The organism is Streptomyces sp. HUAS MG56 (genome assembly GCF_058673395.1).
The window spans coordinates 5,702,352-5,724,855 of record NZ_CM178722.1 but is presented as its reverse complement, the minus strand read 5'-3'; the positions used below and the strand labels follow the sequence as shown (position 1 = coordinate 5,724,855).

At 71.7% G+C, this 22,504-nt stretch carries 21 protein-coding genes and 1 pseudogene; 5 read left to right on the top strand and 17 right to left on the bottom strand.

Annotation, left to right across the window (positions count from 1 at the left end; all coding sequences use genetic code 11):
• Positions 1 to 62 precede the first annotated feature (62 nt).
• Positions 63 to 1,271, bottom strand: a complete 1,209-nt coding sequence (locus AC4OXY_RS27115; RefSeq protein ID WP_491991210.1) for a recombinase family protein — start codon at positions 1,269 to 1,271, stop codon at positions 63 to 65.
• Between the two features lie 90 nt (positions 1,272 to 1,361).
• On the opposite strand from AC4OXY_RS27115, the gene AC4OXY_RS27110 reads away from it, so the two are divergent.
• A complete protein-coding gene (locus tag AC4OXY_RS27110) occupies positions 1,362 to 1,781 on the top strand; it encodes a DUF3151 domain-containing protein (RefSeq protein WP_356029804.1) in 420 nt (139 codons plus the stop codon).
• A 62-nt stretch (positions 1,782 to 1,843) separates the two neighbouring features.
• Here AC4OXY_RS27110 and AC4OXY_RS27105 read toward each other — a convergent pair.
• The 9 genes and pseudogenes from AC4OXY_RS27105 to AC4OXY_RS27065 form a co-directional block, all read right to left on the bottom strand.
• A pseudogene (locus tag AC4OXY_RS27105) lies at positions 1,844 to 1,939 on the bottom strand (DUF3151 domain-containing protein); the annotation flags it as partial.
• A 103-nt stretch (positions 1,940 to 2,042) separates the two neighbouring features.
• Positions 2,043 to 3,491 (bottom strand): MFS transporter, encoded by a 1,449-nt coding sequence (locus AC4OXY_RS27100; RefSeq protein ID WP_491991209.1) that lies wholly within the window; start codon positions 3,489 to 3,491, stop codon positions 2,043 to 2,045.
• Between the two features lie 63 nt (positions 3,492 to 3,554).
• Complete coding sequence (gene fbaA, locus AC4OXY_RS27095) at positions 3,555 to 4,577, bottom strand: class II fructose-bisphosphate aldolase (protein WP_356029807.1); 1,023 nt, start codon at positions 4,575 to 4,577, stop codon at positions 3,555 to 3,557.
• Positions 4,578 to 4,721: 144 nt separating this feature from the next.
• Positions 4,722 to 5,270 carry an orotate phosphoribosyltransferase gene (pyrE, locus tag AC4OXY_RS27090; RefSeq protein WP_356029809.1) on the bottom strand — a complete coding sequence of 183 codons (549 nt, stop codon included), beginning with the start codon at positions 5,268 to 5,270 and terminating at the stop codon, positions 4,722 to 4,724.
• A gap of 10 nt (positions 5,271 to 5,280) precedes the next feature.
• The gene (locus AC4OXY_RS27085) at positions 5,281 to 6,087 is read right to left on the bottom strand and encodes an aldose epimerase family protein (protein WP_491991208.1); all 807 of its coding nucleotides are present in this window, start codon (positions 6,085 to 6,087) and stop codon (positions 5,281 to 5,283) included.
• A 40-nt stretch (positions 6,088 to 6,127) separates the two neighbouring features.
• The gene (locus tag AC4OXY_RS27080; RefSeq protein ID WP_491991207.1) at positions 6,128 to 6,913 is read right to left on the bottom strand and encodes an SRPBCC domain-containing protein; all 786 of its coding nucleotides are present in this window, start codon (positions 6,911 to 6,913) and stop codon (positions 6,128 to 6,130) included.
• 67 nt (positions 6,914 to 6,980) lie between these two features.
• The gene (locus AC4OXY_RS27075; protein ID WP_356029814.1) at positions 6,981 to 8,624 is read right to left on the bottom strand and encodes a polyamine aminopropyltransferase; all 1,644 of its coding nucleotides are present in this window, start codon (positions 8,622 to 8,624) and stop codon (positions 6,981 to 6,983) included.
• 88 nt (positions 8,625 to 8,712) lie between these two features.
• Complete coding sequence (locus AC4OXY_RS27070) at positions 8,713 to 9,234, bottom strand: DUF2617 family protein (RefSeq protein WP_362822374.1); 522 nt, start codon at positions 9,232 to 9,234, stop codon at positions 8,713 to 8,715.
• A 361-nt stretch (positions 9,235 to 9,595) separates the two neighbouring features.
• On the bottom strand, positions 9,596 to 9,934 hold the full coding sequence (locus AC4OXY_RS27065; RefSeq protein WP_356029817.1) for a hypothetical protein: 339 nt from the start codon (positions 9,932 to 9,934) through the stop codon (positions 9,596 to 9,598).
• Positions 9,935 to 10,069: 135 nt separating this feature from the next.
• Between AC4OXY_RS27065 and AC4OXY_RS27060 the strand changes: the two genes are divergently transcribed.
• Both AC4OXY_RS27060 and AC4OXY_RS27055 read left to right on the top strand, forming a co-directional pair.
• Positions 10,070 to 11,254: a pyridoxal phosphate-dependent aminotransferase gene (locus AC4OXY_RS27060; protein ID WP_356029819.1), complete on the top strand. Its 1,185-nt coding sequence runs from the start codon at positions 10,070 to 10,072 to the stop codon at positions 11,252 to 11,254.
• A gap of 165 nt (positions 11,255 to 11,419) precedes the next feature.
• Positions 11,420 to 12,550, top strand: a complete 1,131-nt coding sequence (locus AC4OXY_RS27055; RefSeq protein WP_356029869.1) for a hypothetical protein — start codon at positions 11,420 to 11,422, stop codon at positions 12,548 to 12,550.
• A gap of 14 nt (positions 12,551 to 12,564) precedes the next feature.
• On the opposite strand, the gene AC4OXY_RS27050 is transcribed toward AC4OXY_RS27055, so the two are convergent.
• Both AC4OXY_RS27050 and clpB read right to left on the bottom strand, forming a co-directional pair.
• The gene (locus AC4OXY_RS27050; RefSeq protein WP_376288004.1) at positions 12,565 to 13,104 is read right to left on the bottom strand and encodes a YbjN domain-containing protein; all 540 of its coding nucleotides are present in this window, start codon (positions 13,102 to 13,104) and stop codon (positions 12,565 to 12,567) included.
• A gap of 100 nt (positions 13,105 to 13,204) precedes the next feature.
• On the bottom strand, positions 13,205 to 15,805 hold the full coding sequence (gene clpB / locus AC4OXY_RS27045; RefSeq protein WP_376288003.1) for an ATP-dependent chaperone ClpB: 2,601 nt from the start codon (positions 15,803 to 15,805) through the stop codon (positions 13,205 to 13,207).
• A gap of 120 nt (positions 15,806 to 15,925) precedes the next feature.
• Between clpB and AC4OXY_RS27040 the strand changes: the two genes are divergently transcribed.
• On the top strand, positions 15,926 to 16,318 hold the full coding sequence (locus AC4OXY_RS27040; protein WP_356029823.1) for a pyridoxamine 5'-phosphate oxidase family protein: 393 nt from the start codon (positions 15,926 to 15,928) through the stop codon (positions 16,316 to 16,318).
• A gap of 216 nt (positions 16,319 to 16,534) precedes the next feature.
• On the opposite strand, the gene AC4OXY_RS27035 is transcribed toward AC4OXY_RS27040, so the two are convergent.
• Entirely contained in the window at positions 16,535 to 16,870 is a 336-nt protein-coding gene (locus AC4OXY_RS27035) for a Rieske (2Fe-2S) protein (protein ID WP_079172852.1), read from the bottom strand.
• Between the two features lie 321 nt (positions 16,871 to 17,191).
• Between AC4OXY_RS27035 and AC4OXY_RS27030 the strand changes: the two genes are divergently transcribed.
• On the top strand, positions 17,192 to 18,202 hold the full coding sequence (locus tag AC4OXY_RS27030; RefSeq protein WP_356029825.1) for a helix-turn-helix transcriptional regulator: 1,011 nt from the start codon (positions 17,192 to 17,194) through the stop codon (positions 18,200 to 18,202).
• 28 nt (positions 18,203 to 18,230) lie between these two features.
• Here AC4OXY_RS27030 and AC4OXY_RS27025 read toward each other — a convergent pair whose 3' ends face one another.
• The 4 genes from AC4OXY_RS27025 to dnaJ form a co-directional block, all read right to left on the bottom strand.
• On the bottom strand, positions 18,231 to 19,280 hold the full coding sequence (locus AC4OXY_RS27025) for a helix-turn-helix transcriptional regulator (protein ID WP_356029870.1): 1,050 nt from the start codon (positions 19,278 to 19,280) through the stop codon (positions 18,231 to 18,233).
• 220 nt (positions 19,281 to 19,500) lie between these two features.
• Entirely contained in the window at positions 19,501 to 20,607 is a 1,107-nt protein-coding gene (locus tag AC4OXY_RS27020) for a sugar ABC transporter substrate-binding protein (protein WP_356029827.1), read from the bottom strand.
• A gap of 240 nt (positions 20,608 to 20,847) precedes the next feature.
• Positions 20,848 to 21,297, bottom strand: coding sequence for a heat shock protein transcriptional repressor HspR (locus AC4OXY_RS27015; RefSeq protein WP_362822377.1), 450 nt, complete (start codon positions 21,295 to 21,297; stop codon positions 20,848 to 20,850).
• A 5-nt stretch (positions 21,298 to 21,302) separates the two neighbouring features.
• On the bottom strand, positions 21,303 to 22,478 hold the full coding sequence (gene dnaJ / locus AC4OXY_RS27010; protein ID WP_362822378.1) for a molecular chaperone DnaJ: 1,176 nt from the start codon (positions 22,476 to 22,478) through the stop codon (positions 21,303 to 21,305).
• Positions 22,479 to 22,504: the final 26 nt, after the last annotated feature.

The following is a 22,504-nucleotide window of genomic DNA, read 5'->3' as shown; positions in this document are numbered from 1 at the left end:
CCGCCGGGCGTGAACGAACGAAGCCGGATCCCCGACCACAACGGGGACCCGGTTTCCCCTTGTCACCTGAGCACCGGCTCGATGTCCGCCGGGTCGAAGATCGGCCCGTTGGACGCGGGCTTGACGATGACCGCGCGGAAGACCTTGAGGACGGCGGCCCGCTGCTGCTCGATCGCCGGCTTCTCCCACCTGCCGCGTATGTCGACGGGGCCGGCCACGAAGGTCGCTGCTTCGGCGCGGTGCAGGGCCCGTTCCCGGTGCAGTTCCGCGATCTGCTTCTCCAGGTCCTCGGTGAGCGCGATGCAGCGGGCGGCCGACATGCGCTTCTCCTGCCACGCTTGCCCGAACTCGGCCATATCCCTTTCCAGGGAGGCCAGTTGCGCCTCCCTGGTCCATTCCGGCGCCCGCTCGCGGACGTTCGCCAGTGCCCTGTCCGAGCTGAGGAACACGGCGTTCCTGATGAGGCGGTCGACGGGTTCGGCGGCCCTGGCCACTCCCCCGCATCCTCCGTCGTCCTTGCCGGGGCACGCGTACGTGAACTGTGATGGCGTCTTCGACTTCCGGTACGACGGGAAGGCCCGCATCTTCGTACCGCACCGCCCGCACCGGGCTGTCTCCCGCCGGACCTTCGCCGTGAGCAGATGCCACTCCTCCGGGGTGATGATCGGCTCCCAGTCTCCGACGACGGGCTCACCACCCTCGTCCAGGAAGTCCTTCACCGCCTTACGGAGGTGCTCGGCCTTCTCCGGCGCCAGCGTCCTGCGGTCCTCGCGGTTCCATCCGTACGGTGCCCGGCCGCCGGGGAGCTTGCCCTGCGCCGCCAGTTCCAGGTGCTTGCGCTGCGTACGCCGTGAGGTGTCCGCCGAGGACTTGTCGGCGATGGTGGCCTCGATCCTCGCGATGAACCGGCCGTTCTCCGTGGACAGGTCGATGTCCGACGCGGACACGGAGTCGAAGACGAGCCGACGGCCTCGGCGCTCGGCCTCTTCGTACTCGTCGATCCACGCCTCCAGTTCGCGCGGCTGACGCGAGGAACGGCCGATGTCCCAGGCGACCACCCCGTCGATCCGCCCGGCCTTCAAGTCCTCCGGCATCTGCCGGAACTCGGGGCGTACCGTCCTGCGCTTGTACGCGGAGAGGTCGTTGTCCTCGTAGACCTCGGCGACCTCCCACCCCCGGGCGGCACAGTGCCGTCGGCAGTCCTCCTCCTGCCGTGCGACGCCGAGCCCCTCCGCCTCGTCGTCCTTGCCGATCCGGGTGTGGATGCCCACCTGAATGGCCCCGGAGGACTCCCGTCGTGCCGCCCTGCGCCGGATCGTCGCAGATCCCGAAGCCCCGGCCACAGGTGGCAGACTGCTTCCATGACGACGCACAAGAACCTGCTCGGCGGCCCGGAGCCGACGTACCTCCCGGAGAACGAAGAGGCGTACCGCCTGCTGGGCGAGGAGTCCCAGCCGCCGACCGAGGTCGCGGCGAAGTACCCCACGTTCTCGCTCGCCTGGGCGATGCTCGCGGACGACGCCTTCGAGGCGGGGCGGGTGGTCGAGTCGTACGCGTACGCGCGTACGGGCTATCACCGCGGTCTGGACGCGTTGCGTCGGGCCGGCTGGAAGGGGCATGGCCCCATCCCTTGGGACCACCGGGCCAACCGCGGGTTCCTTCGCTGCCTCGCCGCCCTCGCCCGCGCCGCCGGCGAGATCAACGAGAAGGACGAGACGGAGCGTTGCTGGCAGTTCCTCAAGGACAGCAGCACCGAGGCGTACGCCGAGCTGAAGCGGTAGTCACCACGGCAGAAAGGACTGTGCCGCCGTCCCTCAACAGGAGACGGCGGCACGGGATGCACGTAGGCGTACGACTCCACGACCGCGCCGCGCGTGAACGCCTCGTCGGGGAGGTGCGTCGGGGGCGGGCCGCCGAGGAGGTTCTCGTGAATCGTCATGGAGTCCGGTGCGGCTCACCGGGCGGCGCCGTGGCGCACTGAAGGGGCGCGGTGCACTGCGCGAGCACGCCGCCTCGACCCGCACCCGGAAGACCGGGCCCGGTCACCGCTCCCCCTCCAGCGGCGGCACCGTCACACTCCCATAGGTCCGGCATTCCGGTCGCGCACAGCCCGGACCCGGTCGGCGGACCAGCGCGAAAGCCAACGCCGAGCCCAGCAGCAGCGTGCCCGCGCAGATCGGCATGGCGCGCCGGAACGCCGCGTCGAACGCCGACGGCAGCCGGTACGCCTCCGGGCCCATCCCCGCCAGCAGCGGCAGCGCCGCCACCGCGATCAGGCCGGCGGCCCGCGCCGCCGCGTTGTTGATGCCGCTGGCCAGGCCCGCGCGGGCGGTGTCCACCGAGGCGAGGACCGTCGCCGTCAGGGGGGCCACCAGGGTGACCATGCCGGCGCCCATCACCAGCAGGGCGGGCAGGACGTCCGTCAGGTAGTCGGCGTGCGGCCCCACCCGCAGCATCAGCAGCATCGCCGCCGCGCACAGGAGCGGACCGACCGTCAGGGGCAGCCGGGGGCCCGTGTGGTCGGCGAGGGCGCCGGAGCGGGCCGAGAAGAGCAGCATCAGGGCCGTCGTCGGGAGCATCGCCGTACCGGCCGCGAGCGGGGAGTAACCCGCCACCACCTGGAGCTGGAGCGCCGTCAGGAAGAAGAACCCGCCGAACGCGGCGTACACGCACAGGGTGACCAGGTTGACCGCCGTGAACTGGCGCGAGGCGAACATGTCCGGCGGGAGCATCGGGTCCGGACGGTGCCGTTCGACGTACCCGAAGGCCACCGCCGCGGCCAGCCCGGCCGCCGCGCTCACCGCCACCACCGCCGAGCCCGCCCGCGCCTCGATCAGCGCGTACGTCAGCAGGGCCAGGGCCAGGGCGCCCAGCACCGCGCCGAGGACGTCGAAGCGGCCGTGCTCGACGCTGTCCCGGGACTCGGGGACGTGCCGGAGGGCGACCGGTACGCACAGCAGGGCCAGCGGGACGTTGAGCAGGAACACCCAGCGCCAGCCGGGGCCGGTGACCAGCCAGCCGCCCAGGAACGGGCCGATGGCCGCGCCGATGCCCCCGAAGCCCGACCACAGCCCGACCGCCCGGCTTCGGTCGTCGGGGTGGAAGGAGGCCTGGATCAGCGCCAGGGAGCCGGGCGTGAGGAGCGCCCCGCCGATGCCCTGCAGGGACCGGGAGGCGATCAGCACGGCGGAGTTCGGCGCCAGGCCGCACAGCAGGGACGCGGCGGCGAACCAGACCACGCCCAGCACGAAGATCTTCCGGCGCCCGTAGTGGTCGCCGAGCGAGCCGCCCAGCAGGATCAGGCCGGCCAGCGTGACCATGTACGCGTTGACCGTCCACTGGAGTGCGGCGAGGCTCGCGCCCAGGTCGCGGCCGATGCGCGGCAGCGCGACGTTGACGACGGTCGAGTCCAGCAGGGCCATGCTGGAGCCGAGGACCGTGGTGAGCAGGATCCACTTGCCGCGGGTCGAGGCCAGCCGGACATCGGGCATGTCCTCAGGTATACAGCGGGCCCGGCGCCGTAGACAGCCGCCGGGCCCACCGAAAGGTGCCGCTTACTTGATCTTGTTGCCCGCCGAGCGCAGGTTCTGCGTCGCCTCGACGACACGCGCGGCCATCGACGCCTCGGCCAGCTTGCCCCAGGTGCGCGGGTCGTAGGCCTTCTTGTTGCCGACCTCGCCGTCGACCTTCAGGACGCCGTCGTAGTTGGCGAACATGTGGCCCGCGACGGGACGGGTGAAGGCGTACTGGGTGTCCGTGTCGAGGTTCATCTTCACGACGCCGTTCTCCAGCGCGGTGGCGATCTCCTGCTCGGTGGAGCCGGAGCCGCCGTGGAAGACGAAGTCGAACGGGGACTGCTTGCCGAACTTGGCGGCGACGCCGTCGTTCAGCTCCTTCAGCAGCTCGGGGCGGAGCACGACGTTGCCCGGCTTGTAGACGCCGTGCACGTTGCCGAAGGACGCGGCCAGCAGGTAGCGGCCCTTCTCGCCGAGGCCCAGGGCCTCCGCCGTGCGGATCGCGTCGTCGACCGTGGTGTAGAGCTCGTCGTTGATCTCGTGCGAGACACCGTCCTCCTCACCGCCGGTCGGGGTGATCTCCACCTCCAGGATGATCTTGGCGGCCTGGGTGCGGGCCAGCAGTTCCTGGGCGATGGCGAGGTTGTCGGCGAGGGTCTCGGCCGAGCCGTCCCACATGTGCGACTGGAAGAGCGGGTTGCGGCCGGCCTTCACGCGCTCCTCGGAGATCGCGATCAGCGGACGTACGTACCCGTCGAGCTTGTCCTTCGGGCAGTGGTCCGTGTGCAGCGCGATGTTGACCGGGTACTTCTCGGCGAGGATGTGCGCGTACTCGGCGAGCGCGACCGCGCCGGTCACCATGTCCTTGCTGTACTGACCGCCGAGGAACTCGGCACCGCCGGTCGAGATCTGGACGATGCCGTCGCTCTCCGCCTCCGCGAAGCCGCGCAGCGCCGCGTTCAGGGTCTGGCTCGAGGTGACGTTGATGGCCGGGTAGGCGAACTTGCCTGCCTTCGCCCGGTCGAGCATCTCGTTGTAGACCTCGGGGGTTGCGATGGGCATCTGTCCGCTCCTTGTGTTGCGGGTTGGCGTTGTGCGTTAAGGCCCTGACCTAGACCTGGGGGGTTCGACGCCGTCGTCGGCCCCATCTTTCCAGACCTGGCGCCGTCGTCGGCGCACCGGTCAAGTCCAGGTCGAACCGCCCGTTCAGTCCAGACCCAGTTCATCCTTCGAGAAGGCGAACCGGTACGGAACGCCCGCGCCGGCCTCGATCTTCTCGGCAGCGCCGGTCGCCCGGTCCACGATCGTGGCGACGGCGACGACCTCCGCGCCCGCCTCGCGCACGGCCTCGACGGCGGTGAGCGGGGAGCCGCCGGTGGTGGAGGTGTCCTCGACCACGAGCACGCGGCGGCCGGTGATGTCCGGGCCCTCGACCCGGCGCTGCATGCCGTGCGCCTTGGCCGCCTTGCGGACGACGAAGGCGTCGAGCCGCTTCCCGCGCGCGGCGGCGGCGTGCAGCATGGCCGCCGCGACCGGGTCGGCGCCCATGGTCAGGCCGCCGACCGCGTCGAACTCCAGGTCGGCCGTCAGATCCAGCAGCACCTGCCCGACCAGCGGGGCGGCCTCGCCGTCGAGGGTGACGCGGCGCAGGTCGACGTAGTAGTCGGCCTGCAGCCCCGAGGAGAGCGTCACCTTGCCGTGCACCACGGCCTTGTCCTTGATCTGCTGCAGCAGCGCGCCGCGTACGTCCGTCATGCCGACCAGCTTAGAGGCGCCGCCAGCTCCAGGTCGTCGACGCCTCCAGCGGGTCCACGGGGGTGACCAGGCGTGCGGCGGTGTTCAGGCCGTTGGGCGGGCCGGTCTGCGGCTCCACGCACACGGCCTCGGCCTGCTCGTCGTAGACGACGACCCACTCCTCGCGGCTGGTCACCCTCAGCTCCAGCTGTCCGGGCCAGGTGAGGGTCACGTCGACGCCGCCGGGCATGCCGAAGCAGTCGTCCCAGGGGCCGGGCGTGCGGTCGATGCGCTTGCCGGTGGGCAGGTGGTCCGCGCCGCGCTCCTCCTGCCAGGCGGGCTCGAAGGCGAGGGTCGCGCCCGCGCCGACCACACCGTCCTCGCCCGTGAGGGTCCGGTTGAACCAGGGGTGCCAGCCGATCTGCGCCGGGAAGGAGTCCGCCGTCGCCTCGACGCCCATCGTCAGGGTCAGGCTGTCCTCGGCGATCTCCACGAGCTGGGTGACCCGGCCGGGGTAGGGCCAGGGGGCGACCAGGTCGTACGTGATCGCCGCCGTGTCCTGCGTGACCTTGGCGACGCTCCAGTCGCCGTCGCGGGCGGTGCCGTGGATGGCGTGCGGCGGGGAGTTGAGCGGCATCTGGTGGACGGTCCCGCCGTCCAGGAAGCGGCCCTCCCTGATCCGGCCGCACCAGGGGACCATCGGGAAGCAGCCGAAGCGGTCCCCCTGGCGGAGCAGTTCCGTGGAACCGACCTTGAGGCCGCTGATCCGGCCGCCGTTGGCAGGGCTGACGCGTACCTGTGCGTCGCCCGCTGTCAGCGTGATGTCTTCGTTACTCACGGGATGACAGTACTGGGCGCCGCCCCGGGGTCTTCCGGGCTCACCGGCGTTTGCGCAGTGCCCGGGTGACGACGATCGCCGACGCCACGGCCAGCGCCGCCGCCGGGGCCGCCCAGCGCAGGGCCTGGCTGCCCGCGACCGTCTGGGGGGCCGGGACCGGGGCGTAGCGGCCGCGCGGCGGGGCGTGGTCGACCTCCTCGGCGCTGCGGCCGATCATCGTGCGACGGGCGTGCGCGGCCTCGGCGGGGGGTTCGCCGGTGTCGGCGAAGTCCTCCGCGAGCCGGTCCGCCTCGGGGTCCAGGGACGGCGGCGGCACCTCGGTGTCGAAGACCGAGGTGTGCGCCTCGTCCCCTGACTCCGCCGGCTCCCCTGTTTCCGCCGGCTCCGGTTCCGGCTTTTCCGGCGACGGCTCCGCTCCCAGGTTCTCCACGAAGCGGCCGAGCAGGCGCACGGCCGCCGAACTCACCGCGTCCGCGGGGAGTTCCGTGATCCGGCCGGCCGCGTCCGCCGTGCCCTCGGCCTTGACCGTCGTACCGCCCTCGGTGTCCGCGAGGCGCAGGGTGAGGGCGAGTTGGACGGTGCCGGTGCCGCGGGCCTCGGTGGCGTCGCCCGTCACGTCGTACCCGCCGTCCTCGCGAGGCGTGATCCGGACCGTCCCCCGGTAGGTGACGGAGTGACCGCCGACGCGCAGTTTCAGGCGGCCGGCGACGGGTTCGGCACCGGCGTCCTGCTGAAGGCCGGGGATCGCGCGGGCGACGCGCGCGGGGTCGGCCAGCGCGGCCCGCAGTCGCTCGGCGGGGACCGGAACGAAGACCTGGTGCTCCATGTCGGCTGAGCCTACCCACGCGTGGCCGGAACGTACCCTCGCATCGCGGTCCCCGCCCGCCCCACCGTCAGTAGCGCGGATGGACCAGCGTCGACGCCGGCAGTCCGGGGATCCGGGTGCGCCGGGCCGCCGCCGCGTCCGCCGTGAGACCGGCCTGGGTCAGGGTGTGCGGCGGGCCGGGGTCCAGGCGCAGCGGCGGCGGGGCGGCGGGGGCCGGGGCGGCCAGCAGGAAGCCCCAGTCGTGCGGGGCGCGGGAGGCACCGGCGGCCGAGCGGTCGGGGCCGGCCGCGAAGCCGGAGTCGCGGCCGAGGACCCGGTAGGCGGAGGTGGCGAAGCCGGCCGCGCGCAGCGTCGCGGCGACCGTCCAGAAGCCGCGGGGGCGGGTGCTGACCGCTCCGGCGTGGACGACGAGCCGGCCGCCGGGGGCGAGGACGCGGCGGGCGAGGCCGTAGAACTCCTGGGAGTACAGCTTGGTGCTGGCGGTGATGCCGGGGTCGGGCAGGTCGGCGATCACGACGTCGTACGCCGCCGTGGGCGCCCCGCGCAGCCAGTCGAAGGCGTCGGCCGTGACGACGTGGACGCGCGGGTCGTCGTAGGCGTGGCCGTTGGCCGCGGCGAGGCCGGGGTCGTGGCGGGCCAGCCGGACCAGGCCGGGGTCGATCTCGACGAGGTCGACCCGGCGCACCCCGCGCTCGTCCAGCGCCTCGCGGGCGGCCAGGCCGTCGCCGCCGCCGAGGATGAGCACGCGCGCGTGGGCGCCGCCGGACAGGGCGGGATGGACGAGGGCCTCGTGGTAGCGGCGTGCGTCACGGCCGCCGGCGCGGAGCCGGCCGTCGAGGAAGAGGTCGAGGGGCCTGCCGTCGGTGCCGCCGGCCAGGACGACCTCCTGGACGCCGGTGCGCACGGCGACCCGGACGTCCTCACCGTAGACGGCGTGCCGGGCGGCGCGGTCGAAGTCGCCGGTGAGGGCGGCGGCGGAGGCGAGGACGCCGAGGACGGTGAGGCCGACGAGGAGCAGGGTCCAGCGGGCCCGGCGGGACAGGTCTCGCCGGAAGAGGCCGAGGACGAGGGCGCCGCCCGCGACCACGTTGACCGTGCCGGTGACGAGCGCGCCGGTCAGCTGGCCGAGGAAGGGCAGCAGGAGGAAGGGGAAGGCCAGACCGCCGACCAGCGCGCCGACGTAGTCCGCGGCGAACAGGTCGGCGACCGCGCCGCCCGCGTCCTGGCGTCGGATGCGCTGGATCAGCTCCATCAGCAGCGGGACCTCGGCGCCGATGAGCAGGCCGATGGCGAGGGAGAAGGCGACCAGCAGGAAGCGGGGGCCGTCGGCCCACATCCCGCCCCAGCCGCCGGTCCAGGCGAAGACGGCGTACAGCGTCATCGCGCTGCAGCCGCCGACGAGCGCGAGGGCGATCTCGATCGCGCCGAAGCCGGCGGCCGCGTGCCAGCGCAGCCGCTTGGCGGCGAGCGAGCCGATGCCCATCGCGAACACCATGACGGACAGCACGACGGATGACTGGGTGACCGAGTCACCGATCAAGTACGAGGCGAACGCGACGAGTTCGAGTTCGTACACGAGTCCGCAGGCCGCGCAGACGAAGACGCACAGGAGGACCAGGAACCGCCCGGTCCCGGGCCGCACGGGCAGCCGGGCGGGGCCTGTCCAGTGGGGCGGGGCGCCCGGGGGCGCGGGGGCGTGCGGTTCGATCACGGTGCGACGTTACGTCACGCGCTCGGCACGCTTCGTCACCCACACGTGTGGATCTGGGGCGAGTTGGGGCCGATCATGTTTATCCGCCTCACGCGGTCGGCGTCGACACCCGCACGCCCACGCGGGTGCGGGTGGCCACCAACTGGCCGTCCTGCGGGTAGGCGTGCCAGGTCCGCCAGTGCACCTGGCCCTCGTGCCGCTGGGCGAGCATCGCGGTGAAGGCGTGCGGGCTGCCCGGGAAGACGCCCGCGAGGCCGTGCGGATGGTCCGAGACGAGAGCGAGCAACTCCTGGGCGCGGCCCGCGAACGAGCCCGGCGTGAGCAGTTCGACGCGGGCGGCGAACTCGTACTCCCAGTCGCCGACGCGTTTGGCGACGCCGAGCGGCAGCGGGGTGCTGGAACCGGGGATGCATGCGACCGTCTCCGAGCAACTGCCGTGCTTCTCCTCCAGCAGCACTTGGTGGGACGCGCCGAGCAGTCTCAACTGGAGCTGTGCACCGGTCAGTTCGAGGTCGAGCGTGGCCAGGGCGGGCAGTGGCTCGCGCCCCAGGGCCCAGGCGAGGTCGGCGGCGCGCGTATCGGTGTAGGAGGTGTTCAGGGTCGTGAGCATGGATCGGCTCCGCTAACACACGATGAGGGGGAGATCAGCCATGGCAGACAGGTCGGCGCCCCGGCCGTCCCGGCCGGAGGAGGGGTTCTGCGGGACGTCCGAGGGGCTGCGTTGGCGATTTAGAGGGAATCATGAACAGAGCAGCCGCCACAGCGTTTTTACCCAACTTCGTGGGCTTTCCATCCCTCAGAGGGCTCCACTGCTCAACTGTTCAACCATGGCGTACGCCTGGCGCGCACGAACAACGGCCGGGCGCCCGCCGGCCGCCTTCGCCGACGGGCGCCCGTGATGCGGCCCGTCCCCCGATCCCCCCGGCCCCCCGATCCCCCCGATCCCCCCGGGGAAGCTCAGCTGCCCCGTGTCAGCTGCCTCCCCCGCATCCGCCCCCGCCGCACGAGGAGCCCCCGCCGCAGGAATGCCCGCCCCCGCAGGAGTGGTGGCCGCCGCCGCACGAGTGGTGGCCACCGTGGTGTCCCCCGTGACCTCCCGAGGACGACGAGCCCGAGTCACCGGCCCACCAGCTCGCGCCGCCGCCCGCGTACCCGGCCGAGGACGACGACGCCGACGAGCGGATCGACCGGGACCGGCCGCCGCGCTTGCTCAACGACACCTGCGCCCGCCGGCTCCTGCCCCGGCTCCGCAGCGCCCCGATGGTCATGAACCCGACGACTGCCAGCACGACCACGATGACGATGCCCATGGGCGTCACCTTCTTTCCGTTCCCCCGGATTTTCCGTTGCCCCGCGCAGGCCCCCGTGGACCGCGGTGAACGGGGGATGCCCGGCCGCCCGGGGGCTCAAAGCAGAGTTGAGGAACTCCAGAGCTTGGGCGCAGGATGACCGGCATGACCTCCACCGCGCGCCCCCACCTCAATCGCCGCCTCGCCGAGTTCGGGACGACGATCTTCGCCGAGATGTCCGCGCTCGCCACCGCGACCGGCGCGATCAACCTGGGCCAGGGCTTCCCCGACACGGACGGCCCCGAGGAGGTCCGCGAGGCCGCCGTACGGGCGCTGCGCGAGGGCCGGGGCAACCAGTACCCGCCGGGTCCGGGCATCCCCGAGCTGCGCACCGCGATCGCCGCACACCAGCAGCGCCGCTACGGGCTGTCCTTCGATCCCGACACCGAGGTGCTGGTCACGGCCGGCGCGACGGAGGCCGTCGCGGCCTCGATGCTGGCGCTGCTGGAGCCGGGCGACGAGGTCGTGGCCCTGGAGCCGTACTACGACTCCTACGCGGCCTCCATCGCCATGGCGGGCGGCCGCCGCGTCCCGGTGACCCTGCGCCCGGACGACACCGGCTTCCGCCTCGACCTGGACGAACTCCGCGCCGCCGTCACCGACCGCACCCGCCTGCTGCTGATCAACACCCCGCACAACCCGACCGGCACGGTCCTCACGCGCGCGGAGCTGACCGCGATCGCCGAGCTGGCGGTCGAGCGGGATCTGCTGGTGGTGACGGACGAGGTCTACGAGCACCTGGTCTTCGACGGCGCCGAGCACCTGCCGCTCGCCACGTTCCCGGGGATGCGCGAGCGCACGGTCACCATCGGCTCGGCCGGCAAGACGTTCTCCTTCACCGGCTGGAAGGTCGGCTGGGTGACGGGCTCGCCCGAACTGGTCACCGCCGTGCGCTCGGTGAAGCAGTTCCTGACGTACGTCTCCTCGGGCCCCTTCCAGTACGCGGTCGCCGAGGCCCTCGCCCTCCCGGACTCCTACTTCGAGGACTTCCGCCGCTCCATGCAGACCCGCCGCGACCTCCTCGCCGAGGGCCTCACGGCGGCCGGCTTCCGGGTCTTCGCCCCGGCCGGCACGTACTTCATCACCACCGACATCCGCCCCCTCGGCGAGAAGGACGGCTTCGCCTTCTGCCGCGCCCTGCCCGAACGGGCCGGCGTGGTGGCCATCCCGAACGCGGTCTTCTACGACGACCGGGACGCCGGGGCACCGTTCGTACGGTTCGCGTTCTGCAAGCGGGAGGACGTGCTGCGGCAGGCGGCGGAACGCCTGCGCGCGATGTGAGCAGCCCGGCCCGGGCAGCCGCGCGGCACGCCACGGCGGGCCCGCAGACGGGCGACGGCGGGTGGACCCTCGGCGCGTCACCGCACGGCCGAACGGCACTGTCGCGCAGGGTGCTCAGATGTGACCACCGCCAGTCCCGTCCGCACCGTCAGCACCGTCCTCGCCATGCCCAGGCAGGCGCAGCGTCTCGTCGCCGTAGGCCTCTTCCTCGGTGCCCGGCTGGTCGGCGCGGCCGTGCTCACGCTCGTCGCCCAGCACGCCGGCCGGCACCCGCTCGCGCTGCTCGGGCGGTCCTGGGACTCGGTCTGGTACCTGGGCATCGCCGGGCACGGCTACGGCCACGACCTGCCCTCCCCGGCGCCGGGGGTGCACAGCGACCGCGCGTTCTTCCCGCTGTACCCGGCGCTGGTGCGGGCGCTGACCGCGGTGCTGCCGCTGAGCGGGGGCGCCGCCGGGCTGGTGATCTCGTGGGCCTCGGCCATGGTGGCCGCCGCCGGGATCCACGCGGTCGGCGCGCGGCTGTACGGCCGGGCGACCGGGATCGCGCTGGTGCTGCTGTGGGGCCTGCTGCCGCACTCGGTGGTGCTGTCGATGGCGTACACCGAGCCGGTGCTGACCGCGCTCGCGGCCTGGGCGCTGTACGCCCTGCTGGCCGGGAACTGGCTGTGGGCGGGCGCCCTGGCGGCGCTCGCGGGGCTGGCCCGGCCGAACGGGTTCGCGGTCGCCGCCGCCGTCCTCGCCACCGCCGGCTGCCAGGTGTGGCGGCGGCGCGGTGAGCTCCCCCGGGTTTCCCACAGGCTGTGGACGGGCGCGGCGCTCGCCCCGCTGGGCTGGACGGCGTACGTGCTGTGGGTCGGCCGGTGCGAGGGCGACCTGCCGGGCGGCTACTTCGAGGTGCAGCGGGCGTGGGGCTCGACGTTCGACTTCGGGCGGGGCTCGCTGCACTCCGTGCATGTGATGCTCACGCACGGCAGCCGGTTCGAGTTCACGACGGCGCTGCTGACCGTGGCGGCCGCGGCGGTGCTGTACGCCCTGCTCCTGCTGGACCGCGCCCCGCTGCCGCTGCTCGTGCTCAGCGGGGCGCTGCTGCTGGTCGCGCTCGGCGGGTCGGGCTTCTTCGAGTCCAAGCCGCGGTTCCTGCTGCCGGCGTTCCCGCTGCTGCTGCCGCTCGCCCGGGGCCTGGCACAGATGGCGAAAACCCGGCCCTGGCACGCGACCGTGCTGGTCGCGACCCTGGCCGGGTTCAGCTGTCTCTACGGCGCGTACCTGCTGGTGTACGCGGACGCGCCGCTGTAGGACCCGCCGGAGGACTACTCCGCGTCGCCCTCGGGCGTCTCGCCCTGGTCCGCCTGGCCGGCGTCCGGCTCCAGGCCGAGCTGCTCGACGAGCCACTTGTCGAACTCGATCGCGGCCCGCACCCAGCTGACCGTCGAGGAGACGAAGTGGTTGATGTCGACGCCCGTGCCGATCAGCATCTGCGCCTCGCCGATGAGGCGGACGGTGCCGTCGTCGTGGGTGTGGGTGTAGACCTTGGGCCACAGGGTGCGGCGGTTCCAGTCGTCGACGGACTCCAGCAGCTGGGCCTTCTCGTCGATCTTGTGCGGGCGGTCGTAGAAGGTCCGCACCGAGAAGACGGCCTGGTCGGCCTCCCCGCGGAACATGAAGTACGTGCGGAACTGCTCCCACGGGGCCGCGAGGTCGCCCTCCTCGTCGACGACGTACTTCAGCTCCATCTGGTCGAGGAGCTGCTTCACGAGGTCCTGATCCGGGAGGACGGGGCCCGCCGGTCCCTGGGGCTGCGGTTCGGGCTGGCCCCCGAAGTTCGGAATCGAGGACGGGTCGATGCTCACCGTGAATTTCCCTTCATTGGATTCCGCCATCCTCCCCCATCCGGGGAGGGGGGAGGCAAGCCCCGGCGACCCCGTGTCAGCCCAGGGCCGACAATCCACCTCACTGGAGCGTCTTGCCGGTGGCCGGGCCCACCAGCAGGCCCTCGCCGAAGCGGTCCACCCGCACCGTGTCACCGTCCTTGACCTCGCCGGACAGGATCTCGCGGGCGAGCCGGTCGCCGATGGCGCTCTGGACCAGGCGGCGCAGCGGCCGGGCGCCGTACGCCGGGTCGTTGCCCTCCTCCGCGAGCCAGGCCAGCGCCTCGGGCGTGACGTCCAGGGTGAGCCGGCGCTCGGCCAGCCGCCGGCCGAGGCGGTCGATCTGGAGCTGTGCGATCCGCTCCAGCTCGGACTTGTCGAGCGCGGAGAAGACCACCAGGTCGTCCAGCCGGTTGAGGAACTCGGGCTTGAAGGAGGCCCGGACGGCCTCCAGGACCTGCTCCTTCTTCACCTGCTCGCTCGTCGTCGGCTCGACCAGGTACTGGCTGCCCAGGTTGGAGGTGAGCACCAGGAGGGCGTTGCGGAAGTCGACCGTGCGGCCCTGCCCGTCGGTGAGCCGGCCGTCGTCCAGGACCTGGAGCAGGATGTCGAAGACCTCGGGGTGGGCCTTCTCCACCTCGTCCAGCAGGACGACGGTGTACGGGCGGCGGCGGACGGCCTCGGTGAGCTGGCCGCCCTCCTCGTAGCCGACGTAGCCGGGGGGCGCGCCGACCAGGCGGGCCACGCTGTGCTTCTCGCCGTACTCCGACATGTCGATGCGGACCATGGCCCGCTCGTCGTCGAAGAGGAAGTCGGCGAGGGCCTTCGCGAGCTCCGTCTTGCCCACGCCCGTCGGGCCGAGGAAGAGGAAGGAGCCGGTGGGGCGGTCCGGGTCGGCGATGCCCGCGCGGGAGCGCCGTACGGCGTCGGAGACCGCGCGGACGGCCTCGCTCTGGCCGATGAGGCGCTTGCCGATCTCGTCCTCCATGCGCAGCAGCTTCTGCGTCTCGCCCTCCAGCAGGCGGCCGGCCGGGATGCCGGTCCAGGCGGCGACGACGTCCGCGATGTCGTCGGAGCCGACCTCCTCCTTGACCATGGTGTCCCTGGCGGCTTCCTCCTCGGCCTCGGAAGCCTCCTCCAGCTCCTTCTCCAGCGTCGGGATCTCGCCGTACAGCAGCTTGGCCGCGCGGTCGAAGTCGCCGTCGCGCTGGGCGCGTTCGGCCTGGCCGCGCAGGTCGTCCAGCTTCTCCTTCAGCTCGCCGACCCGGTTGAGGGACTGCTTCTCCTTCTCCCAGCGGGCGGTCAGGCCGCGCAGTTCCTCCTCCTTGTCGGCGAGGTCGCGGCGCAGCTTGTCCAGGCGGGCGACGGAGGCCGGGTCGGTCTCCTTGGCGATCGCCAGCTCCTCCATCTTCAACCGGTCGACGGCGCGCTGGAGTTCGTCGATCTCGACGGGGGACGAGTCGATCTCCATGCGCAGGCGCGAGGCGGCCTCGTCGACGAGGTCGATGGCCTTGTCGGGCAGGAAGCGGGAGGTGATGTAGCGGTCGGAGAGGGTCGCGGCGGCCACCAGCGCGCTGTCCGCGATCTGCACCTTGTGGTGGGCCTCGTAACGGCCCTTCAGGCCGCGCAGGATGGCGATGGTGTCCTCGACGGTCGGCTCCGCCACCAGCACCTGCTGGAAGCGGCGCTCCAGCGCCGGGTCCTTCTCGATCCGCTCGCGGTACTCGTCCAGCGTCGTGGCGCCGACCATGCGCAGCTCACCCCGGGCGAGCATGGGCTTGAGCATGTTGCCCGCGTCCATGGCCGAATCGCCGCCGGCGCCCGCGCCGACCACCGTGTGCAGCTCGTCGATGAAGGTGATGATCTGCCCGTCGGAGTCCTTGATCTCGGCGAGCACGGACTTCAGCCGCTCCTCGAACTCGCCCCGGTACTTGGCGCCGGCGACCATCGCGCCGAGGTCGAGGGAGACCAGCCGCTTGTCCTTGAGGGACTCGGGGACGTCGCCCTTGACGATGCGCTGGGCGAGGCCCTCGACCACGGCGGTCTTGCCGACGCCGGGCTCGCCGATGAGGACGGGGTTGTTCTTCGTACGGCGGCTGAGCACCTGCACGACCCGCCGGATCTCCTGGTCCCGGCCGATCACCGGGTCCAGCCGCCCCTCGCGGGCGGCGGCGGTGAAGTCGGTGCCGAACTTCTCCAGGGCCTTGTACTGGCCCTCGGGATCGGCGGTGGTCACGCGGCGTCCTCCCCTGGCCTTCCTGAAGGCCTCCAGCAGCTTCTTCGCCTCGGCGCCCTGCGCCCGGAGCACCTCGGCCACCCGGCCGCCCCTGGCGGCGATGCCGATGAGCAGGTGCTCGGTGGACAGGTACTCGTCGCCGAGCTCCTTGGCGCGCTCGCCGGCGTCGGCGAGCACGGCCAGCAGTTCACGGTCGGGCTGCGGCGGCGCAACGGTGGATCCGGCCACACTCGGCAGCGAGGCGAGGATCTTCTCGGTCCCGGAGCGCACGGCGGCCTGGTCGGCGTCGACGGCCGCGAGCAGATCGACGATGTTCTCGTTGTCCTGGCCCTGGAGCAGCGCCAGCAGCAGATGGCCAGGGGTGAGGTCCGGGTGTCCCTCGGTCACGGCCCGCTTGCTCGCCGCGTTGATCGCGTCCCGGCTCCTGTTGGTCAGCTCGGCGTCCACGTGTCCGTTCTCCTCCTGCGCGACTCTTCTCTCCAGTGCTGACTTAGTCAGCGTACACAAAGTTGAGTCTATTCCGCTCAAGGTGCACGGGGAGACCGTGCGGGGACTAGGTTGCGGGGCATGGCGAAGCACTCTGAGGAGTACCTGACGTTCTGGCGGGAACGCCACCTGTGCACCCTGACCACGCTCCGGCCCGACGGCAGCCCGCACGTGGTGCCGGTCGGTGTCACGTACGACGCGGAGGCCGGGCTGGCCCGGATCATCACCAACGGGACCAGCGCGAAGGTGCGGCATGTGCGCGCGGCCGGCACGGCGGGCGCCCGGGTGGCGGTGTGCCAGGTGGACGGCCGGCGCTGGGCCACCCTGGAGGGGCGGGCCCGGGTCCGGACGGAGCCGGAGCGGGTCGCGGAGGCGGTACGGCGCTACGCCGAGCGCTACGAGCGGACCCCGGGGCCGAATCCGGCACGCGTGGTGATCGAGATCGAGATCGAGCGGGCGCTGGGGCACGGGTGAGACGCGGGACCCCGGCGGTGAGCGGCGGGGCTTTGACGGCGGGACGCGGGGCTCGGACGGAATGGGCGAGATGACCGAGCATTTTCAGCCACCGTGGAAGCGCGCCCATACCCCGAAATGTCCCCAAAAACTACAGCGGCGTCACCGTGTTCAGGTCACGGTGACGCCGCTGCGGGGGGAAGCACCTGAGCGATCTTTTACGACGGGGGAATCGCGTCAGGCACTGCGGGGGGTGGCCGAGATGGTTCGCAGGTCAGGTTCCGCCGGCTCGGCAAGCCGGTGGTCCCGCTGGTCCAGGTTCACAAAGATCATTCCGTACCGGATGGCACAGCGCACCGGCTGGGGCGCGCCACGCGGCTTGCGCAGGCACCGGTACGCCCGCAGATCCCCGTCCTCGTCGCGCGTCACGACCACCGGTTCTCCGAACACCGTCACCATCAACGAGTCACCACTGTGGGGGATGGCGGTGACCAGGTCGATGAAGTGCCAGCCGGAGCGGTAGGCCGTGGCCATCTCGCGGCGAAAGGATCGGTCGTCGGGTGGAGTGGTCACGTCAGCTCCCGGCTCCATCGGTCGCGGAATCGGTACTGCTGGTCGCGGAGCTCGCGACGGGCCACGTGCTGTTCGCGGGGTTCGCAACCACCGCGGGCCAGGTGCTGTTCGCTCGAACCTCGCTCTTTCCTGCGGCGGCGAAGCCACTCAGCGCACCGAGGGCTGCAACGGCGGAGAAGGCGGCGACAAGCACCGAGCGAAGCAGTCTGTTACGCATAATCGGCTTCGTCCTCACTTGAAGGTCCCCTTTTCCCCCGTCACGTACGACGATGGCTCATTCGGGCACGTCATGGCCACACAATCGGTGCATCATGTTCCTGCATGTTCAGGACCCTGGGGGGTGGAGATTTGACAACGAATCACTCAAAAGCGACACATCCCCACCCCGTGAACGAGCTGTGTGAGGAAGGCAGTCGCCTGTATGCGGCCGCGCTGCGGGCGGGACGGATCGCGCGCACGGAAGCGGAGCCCGCTCCCTGCCTGATGGACTTCGCCCTGCTGCATCCCGATCCGGACGATCCGGACTGGCTGCGCCCCGTGCCGCCGGCCCTCGCCCTCGCCCAGCGTCTCAACCCCCTCGAACGCGAGATCACCGAGCGCCGCCAGCTGGCCACCGACATCTCCACCGCCTTCGAGCCGTTCATGTCCATCAACGGCCAGTCGGCGCCGGGCGGCGGCTCGATCACGGTGCTGGAGGGCGGCGAGCGCATCAACACCGCGCTCAACCTGGCCACGGCCCAGTGCCACACGGAGATGCTCACCGTCCAGCCGAGCGACCGCGTCTCCGAGCGCAGCGTGCTGCGCGGGCTGGAACGCGACAGGCCGCTCATAGAGCGGGGCGTGCGGATCCGGACGCTGTATCAGCACACGGCCCGCTACAGCCCGGAGAAGCTGGCCTACGCGGCGGAGCTCGCCGACGGCAAGGTGGAGTACCGCTCCATCGACGAGCTGGTGGAACGCCTGATCATCTGCGACGAGACGGTCGCCTTCATCCCGACCCGGGACGACCAGCAGGTCGCGCTGGAGCTGCGCCATCCGGGCCTGGTCCGCTACCTCATCAAGGTGTTCGAGTTCATGTGGGACCGGGCGGTCCCGCTGAGCGCCGGCGGCCGCTACGAGACGGCGCCCGACGGCATCACCGAGATCCAGCACTCCATCGCCAAACTCCTCGTGGAGGGGCACGTGGACGAGGCCATCGCCCGCCGCCTGGGCATGAACGTCCGCACCTGCCGGGCCCACATCGCCAAGCTCGCACAGGCCCTCGGCAGCGGCAGCCGCGCCCAACTCGGCTATCTCATCGCCCAGTCCGGCATCCTCGACCGGGAGCGGTGACGGCCGGCAGGAGCGCGACCCGGCCCGCTCAGCGCACGGTCGGGGATTCCTGGTCGGGAGTCGTGAAGGCCGCGGGCGCCGACGGCGGGCCGGGCCGGTGGACGTCCAGGCCCACCTGGGCGATGCGCACGCCCAGCTGGGTCCGGCTGGCCGCGCCCAGGGTCTCCGAGAGGCGGGCGATGTGGGCGCGGCAGGTGCGGACGCTGATGCCGAGGCGTTCGGCGATCACCGCGTCCTGGTGCCCCTCCGCCAGCAGGGCCGCGATGGACTGCTCGCGGTGGGAGATGCCCTCGATGCCGGTGTCGGGGAGCGGGGCCGTCAGGGGGATGGCGAGGCGCCACAGCCGTTCGAAGACCGTGACCAGGTATTCCACCAGCGCGGGATGACGCAGCTCCAGGGCCATCGTGCGGTCTGCGTTGGCGGGGATGAAGGCCACCGTGCGGTCGAAGAGGATCAGCCGGTCGATGACCTCGTCCAGGGTGCGGGCCTCCACCGTGTCGCCCATCAGCTCCAGGTAGTTGAGCAGGCCCTGGCCGTGGCGGGCCACGTGGGTGTAGAGGTCGCGCATGCGCACGCCCCGGCCGCGCAGGGCCAGGGCGCGGTGCAGGCCCTCCGTCAGTTCCGCCTCACGGCGGATGCCGCCGGGCTGCACGGTGAGCACCTCGGCCGTGCACGCCTCGGTCGCCTCGTCCATCGCCGCCTGGATCCGGGAGAGGCCGTCCAGCACGCGGATCGCACTGCCCTCGGCGGGGCCCCTCAGCGCGTGCAACTGACGGCCCAGCCCGGCGTACCACTCGAACGCGGCCACCGCCGAGCCCATCCGGCGCTGGCTCGCGCTGACCTCGTCGTAGACCCCGCGCAGCAGCCGGGTCATGACCTCCTGCGGGGAGGTCGGCACCAGCCAGTCCATGTCGTCGGGGTCCGGGTGCAGCAGGGCCAGCTCCAGCAGGCAGGGCACCGTCTCGACGTCACCGCGGGGCACCCGCCCACGGCGTACGGCCCGGGAATACAACCGGTCGCCGGCCGCGCACAGTCGGTCGGCGCCGTGTGGATGCTCCTCCGCCCCGCGCCCGGCCATCGCCCATTTCACCCCCGGTGTGCTGCCACTTCCGCAGCGCAACTATGCGCGGCGCCGACCGGGTCCGCAACACGGCTCTCTCCGACAGGGCTGCCATAAACGGACGTTATGCCCGGATATCGACCGGGCTCCGGCTCTCGCCTGCGCAGGAAGACGAACGGGCGGACGATGAACGGGCGGAAGGCGAACGGGCTGAAGGTGAACGCCGGCGCGGGGCCCGCTACTTCAGACCGATCGCCGTGCACGCCGCCTTGAACTTCACCGTGCAGATGTCGCCCACGGTGTAGATGCCGTCCGAGATGACCGTGGACTTGATGTTGCTCTTGGTCAGCGCGATCGGCTGGATCAGCTTGGCCGGGATGTTCTTGGTGGTGGGGCTGTCGGCCTTGTCCTGGGTGAGGGCGTCGAACTGGATGTCCTTGCCCTGGACCTTGGCGACGGCCATCTGGGCCGCGGCCTGGGCCTCGTCCGGGTAGGACTTGTAGACGCTCATGTACTGCTCGCCGGCCACGACCCGCTGGACGCCCTCCAGCGAGGCGTCCTGGCCGGTGATCGGCGGCAGGGAGGTGACGCCGGCCGCCTCCAGGGCCTTGATGACGCCGCCGGCCATGTCGTCGTTGGCGGAGTAGACCGCGGCGATGTTGTTCTTGCCGATCTGGCCGATCGCCTTGGCCATGTTGGCCTCGGCGTTCTCCGGCTTCCAGTCGGTGGTGTCGTACGACGCGGCGATCGTCACCTTGCCGTTGAGCTCGGAGAGCGCGCCCTGCTTGAACTGCTTGGCGTTCGGGTCGGTGGGCGAGCCGTTCACCATGACGATCTTGTCGGAGGTGTCGGCGTGCGAGCCCAGCGCCTCCAGCAGGCTGCGGCCCTGCACCTCGCCGACCAGTTCGTTGTCGAAGGAGACGTACGCCTCGATCGGGCCCTCGGCGAGCCGGTCGTAGGCGATGACCGGGATGCCCGCGTCCTTGGCCTTCTGCACCTCGGGGGCGATCGCGTGCGCGTCGACCGCGTCGAGCAGGACGACGTCGACCTTGTCGTCGATCATCGTCTGGAGCTGCTGGGCCTGTCTGGACGCGTCCGCGCCGGCGTTGGCGTACTCGACCTTGCCCCGCTTGTTGGTGAGCTCGGCGACCTGGGACTTGATGATGGGGTAGTCGAACTTGTCGTAGCGGGTGTTCGTCGTCTCCGGCAGCAGCAGGCCCACGGTCAGGTCGTTGCCCTTGCTCGGGCTCGCGCTCGCCCCGCCCCCCGTCGCGTTCAGCATGCCGCAGCCGGCAAGCGAGAGGGTCATCGTGGACGCGGCCACGGTTATGGCGATACGGCGCATGCGAGGGCTCACTTCAGGTGCGTTTGAGGTGTCTGAAAAGACAACGCGGAGGGCATACCCGGCGTCAAGAAGAACTACTTAACGAGTGCGCAACACCACGCTCCGCTGCACCTGTGAAGGAGCAGCGGAATCACCTTCAAACGCCCTTTACGGACCCTCCATCCAAGGGGAGTTCATGAGAGGGCAAAGAAAGGGGCCCGGAATCCGGGCCCCTTTCGGAGATGTCTGCGTGCGGACGCGTCAGTCGTTGCGCTGCCGCTTCGGCCGCCACACCACCAGCGCGCTGGTCTGCTGCACCTCCTGGTACGGCACCAGGTCGCGGCGGTAGGAGGCGTGGACGGCGGCCTCGCGCTGCTGCATCGCGGCCGCCGCGCCGTCCAGGGCCGCCTCCAGCTCCGCGACGCGGGACTGGAGCGCGACGACCTGGTTCTCCAGTTCGATGATGCGCTTGATTCCGGCCAGGTTGATGCCCTCGTCCTGCGACAACGCCTGCACCTGGCGGAGCAGTTCGATGTCGCGGGCCGAGTAGCGGCGGCCCCGGCCCGCGGTGCGGTCCGGGGAGACCAGGCCGAGCCGGTCGTACTGGCGCAGCGTCTGCGGGTGGAGTCCGGAGAGCTGGGCCGCCACCGAGATGACGTAGACCGGGGTCTCCTCGGTCAGTTCATACGGGTTACGTCGACGGCCGTCCATCTCTCTCAGTCTCCCTTCGCCGCCTCGAACAGCTCCGCCCGCGGATCCTCGCCCGCGGTCGCCTCGCGATACGCCTCCAGCGCATCACGAGCCTTCCCCGACACGTCCTTCGGGACACGCACCTCGACGGTGACCAGCAGATCGCCGCGGGTGCCGTCCTTGCGGACCGCGCCCTTGCCGCGGGCGCGCATCGTCCGGCCGTTGGGCGTGCCGGGCGGCAGTTTCAGGGTGACGGCCGGGCCGCCGAGGGTCGGCACCCGGACCTCGCCGCCGAGGGCGGCCTCGGCGAACGTGACCGGCACGGTGACCGTGAGGTTGTCGTCCCTGCGCCCGAACACCGGGTGCTCGCCGACGTGCACGACCACGTAGAGGTCGCCCGCCGGTCCGCCCCGCTCGCCGGGCGCGCCCTTGCCGCGCAGCCGGATCCGCTGCCCGTCGGTGACACCCGCCGGGATGCGGACCTGCATCGTGCGGGACGACTTCGCCCGCCCGCTGCCCTTGCAATCCGCGCAGGGGTGCTCGGCGATCAGACCGCGGCCCTTGCAGTCGGGGCAGGGGTCGGTGAGCGAGAAGCCGCCGCCCGAGCCCCGCGCGACCTGGCCGGTGCCGACGCAGGTCGGGCACACGCGCGGTGTGCCGTTCTTGTCGCCGGTGCCCGAACAGGCCTTGCAGGGCGCCTGGGAGGACATCCGCAGCGGCACCGTGGCGCCCTCGATGGCCTCCGTGAAGCTGAGCGTCACCTCGGTGTCGATGTCCTGGCCGCGGCGCGGCTGAGTGCGGGTCGCACCGGTGCCGCCGCGGTTGAACAGGCCCCCGAAGACGTCACCGAGCCCGCCGCCGAAGCCTCCGCCCTGGGTGGTGGTGCTGCCCGCGCCTCCGAAGAGGTCGCCCAGGTCGAAGTTGAAGGAGCCGCCGGCGCCCGGCCCGGGGCGGAAGCCGCCGTTGCCGAACAGGGCGCGCGCGTCGTCGTACTCCTTGCGCTTCTTCGGGTCGCCGAGCACGTCGTTCGCCTCGGAGATCTCCTTGAAGCGCTCCTCGGCCTTGGCGTTGCCCTTGTTGGCGTCCGGGTGGAACTCGCGGGCGAGCTTCCGGTACGCCTTCTTGATCTCGGCCTCGGTGGCGTCCTTGGGGACGCCGAGGACCTTGTAGAAGTCCTTCTCGATGAAGTCCTTGGTGCTCATCCCCGACGTCCCTCCTTCCTGTCTGC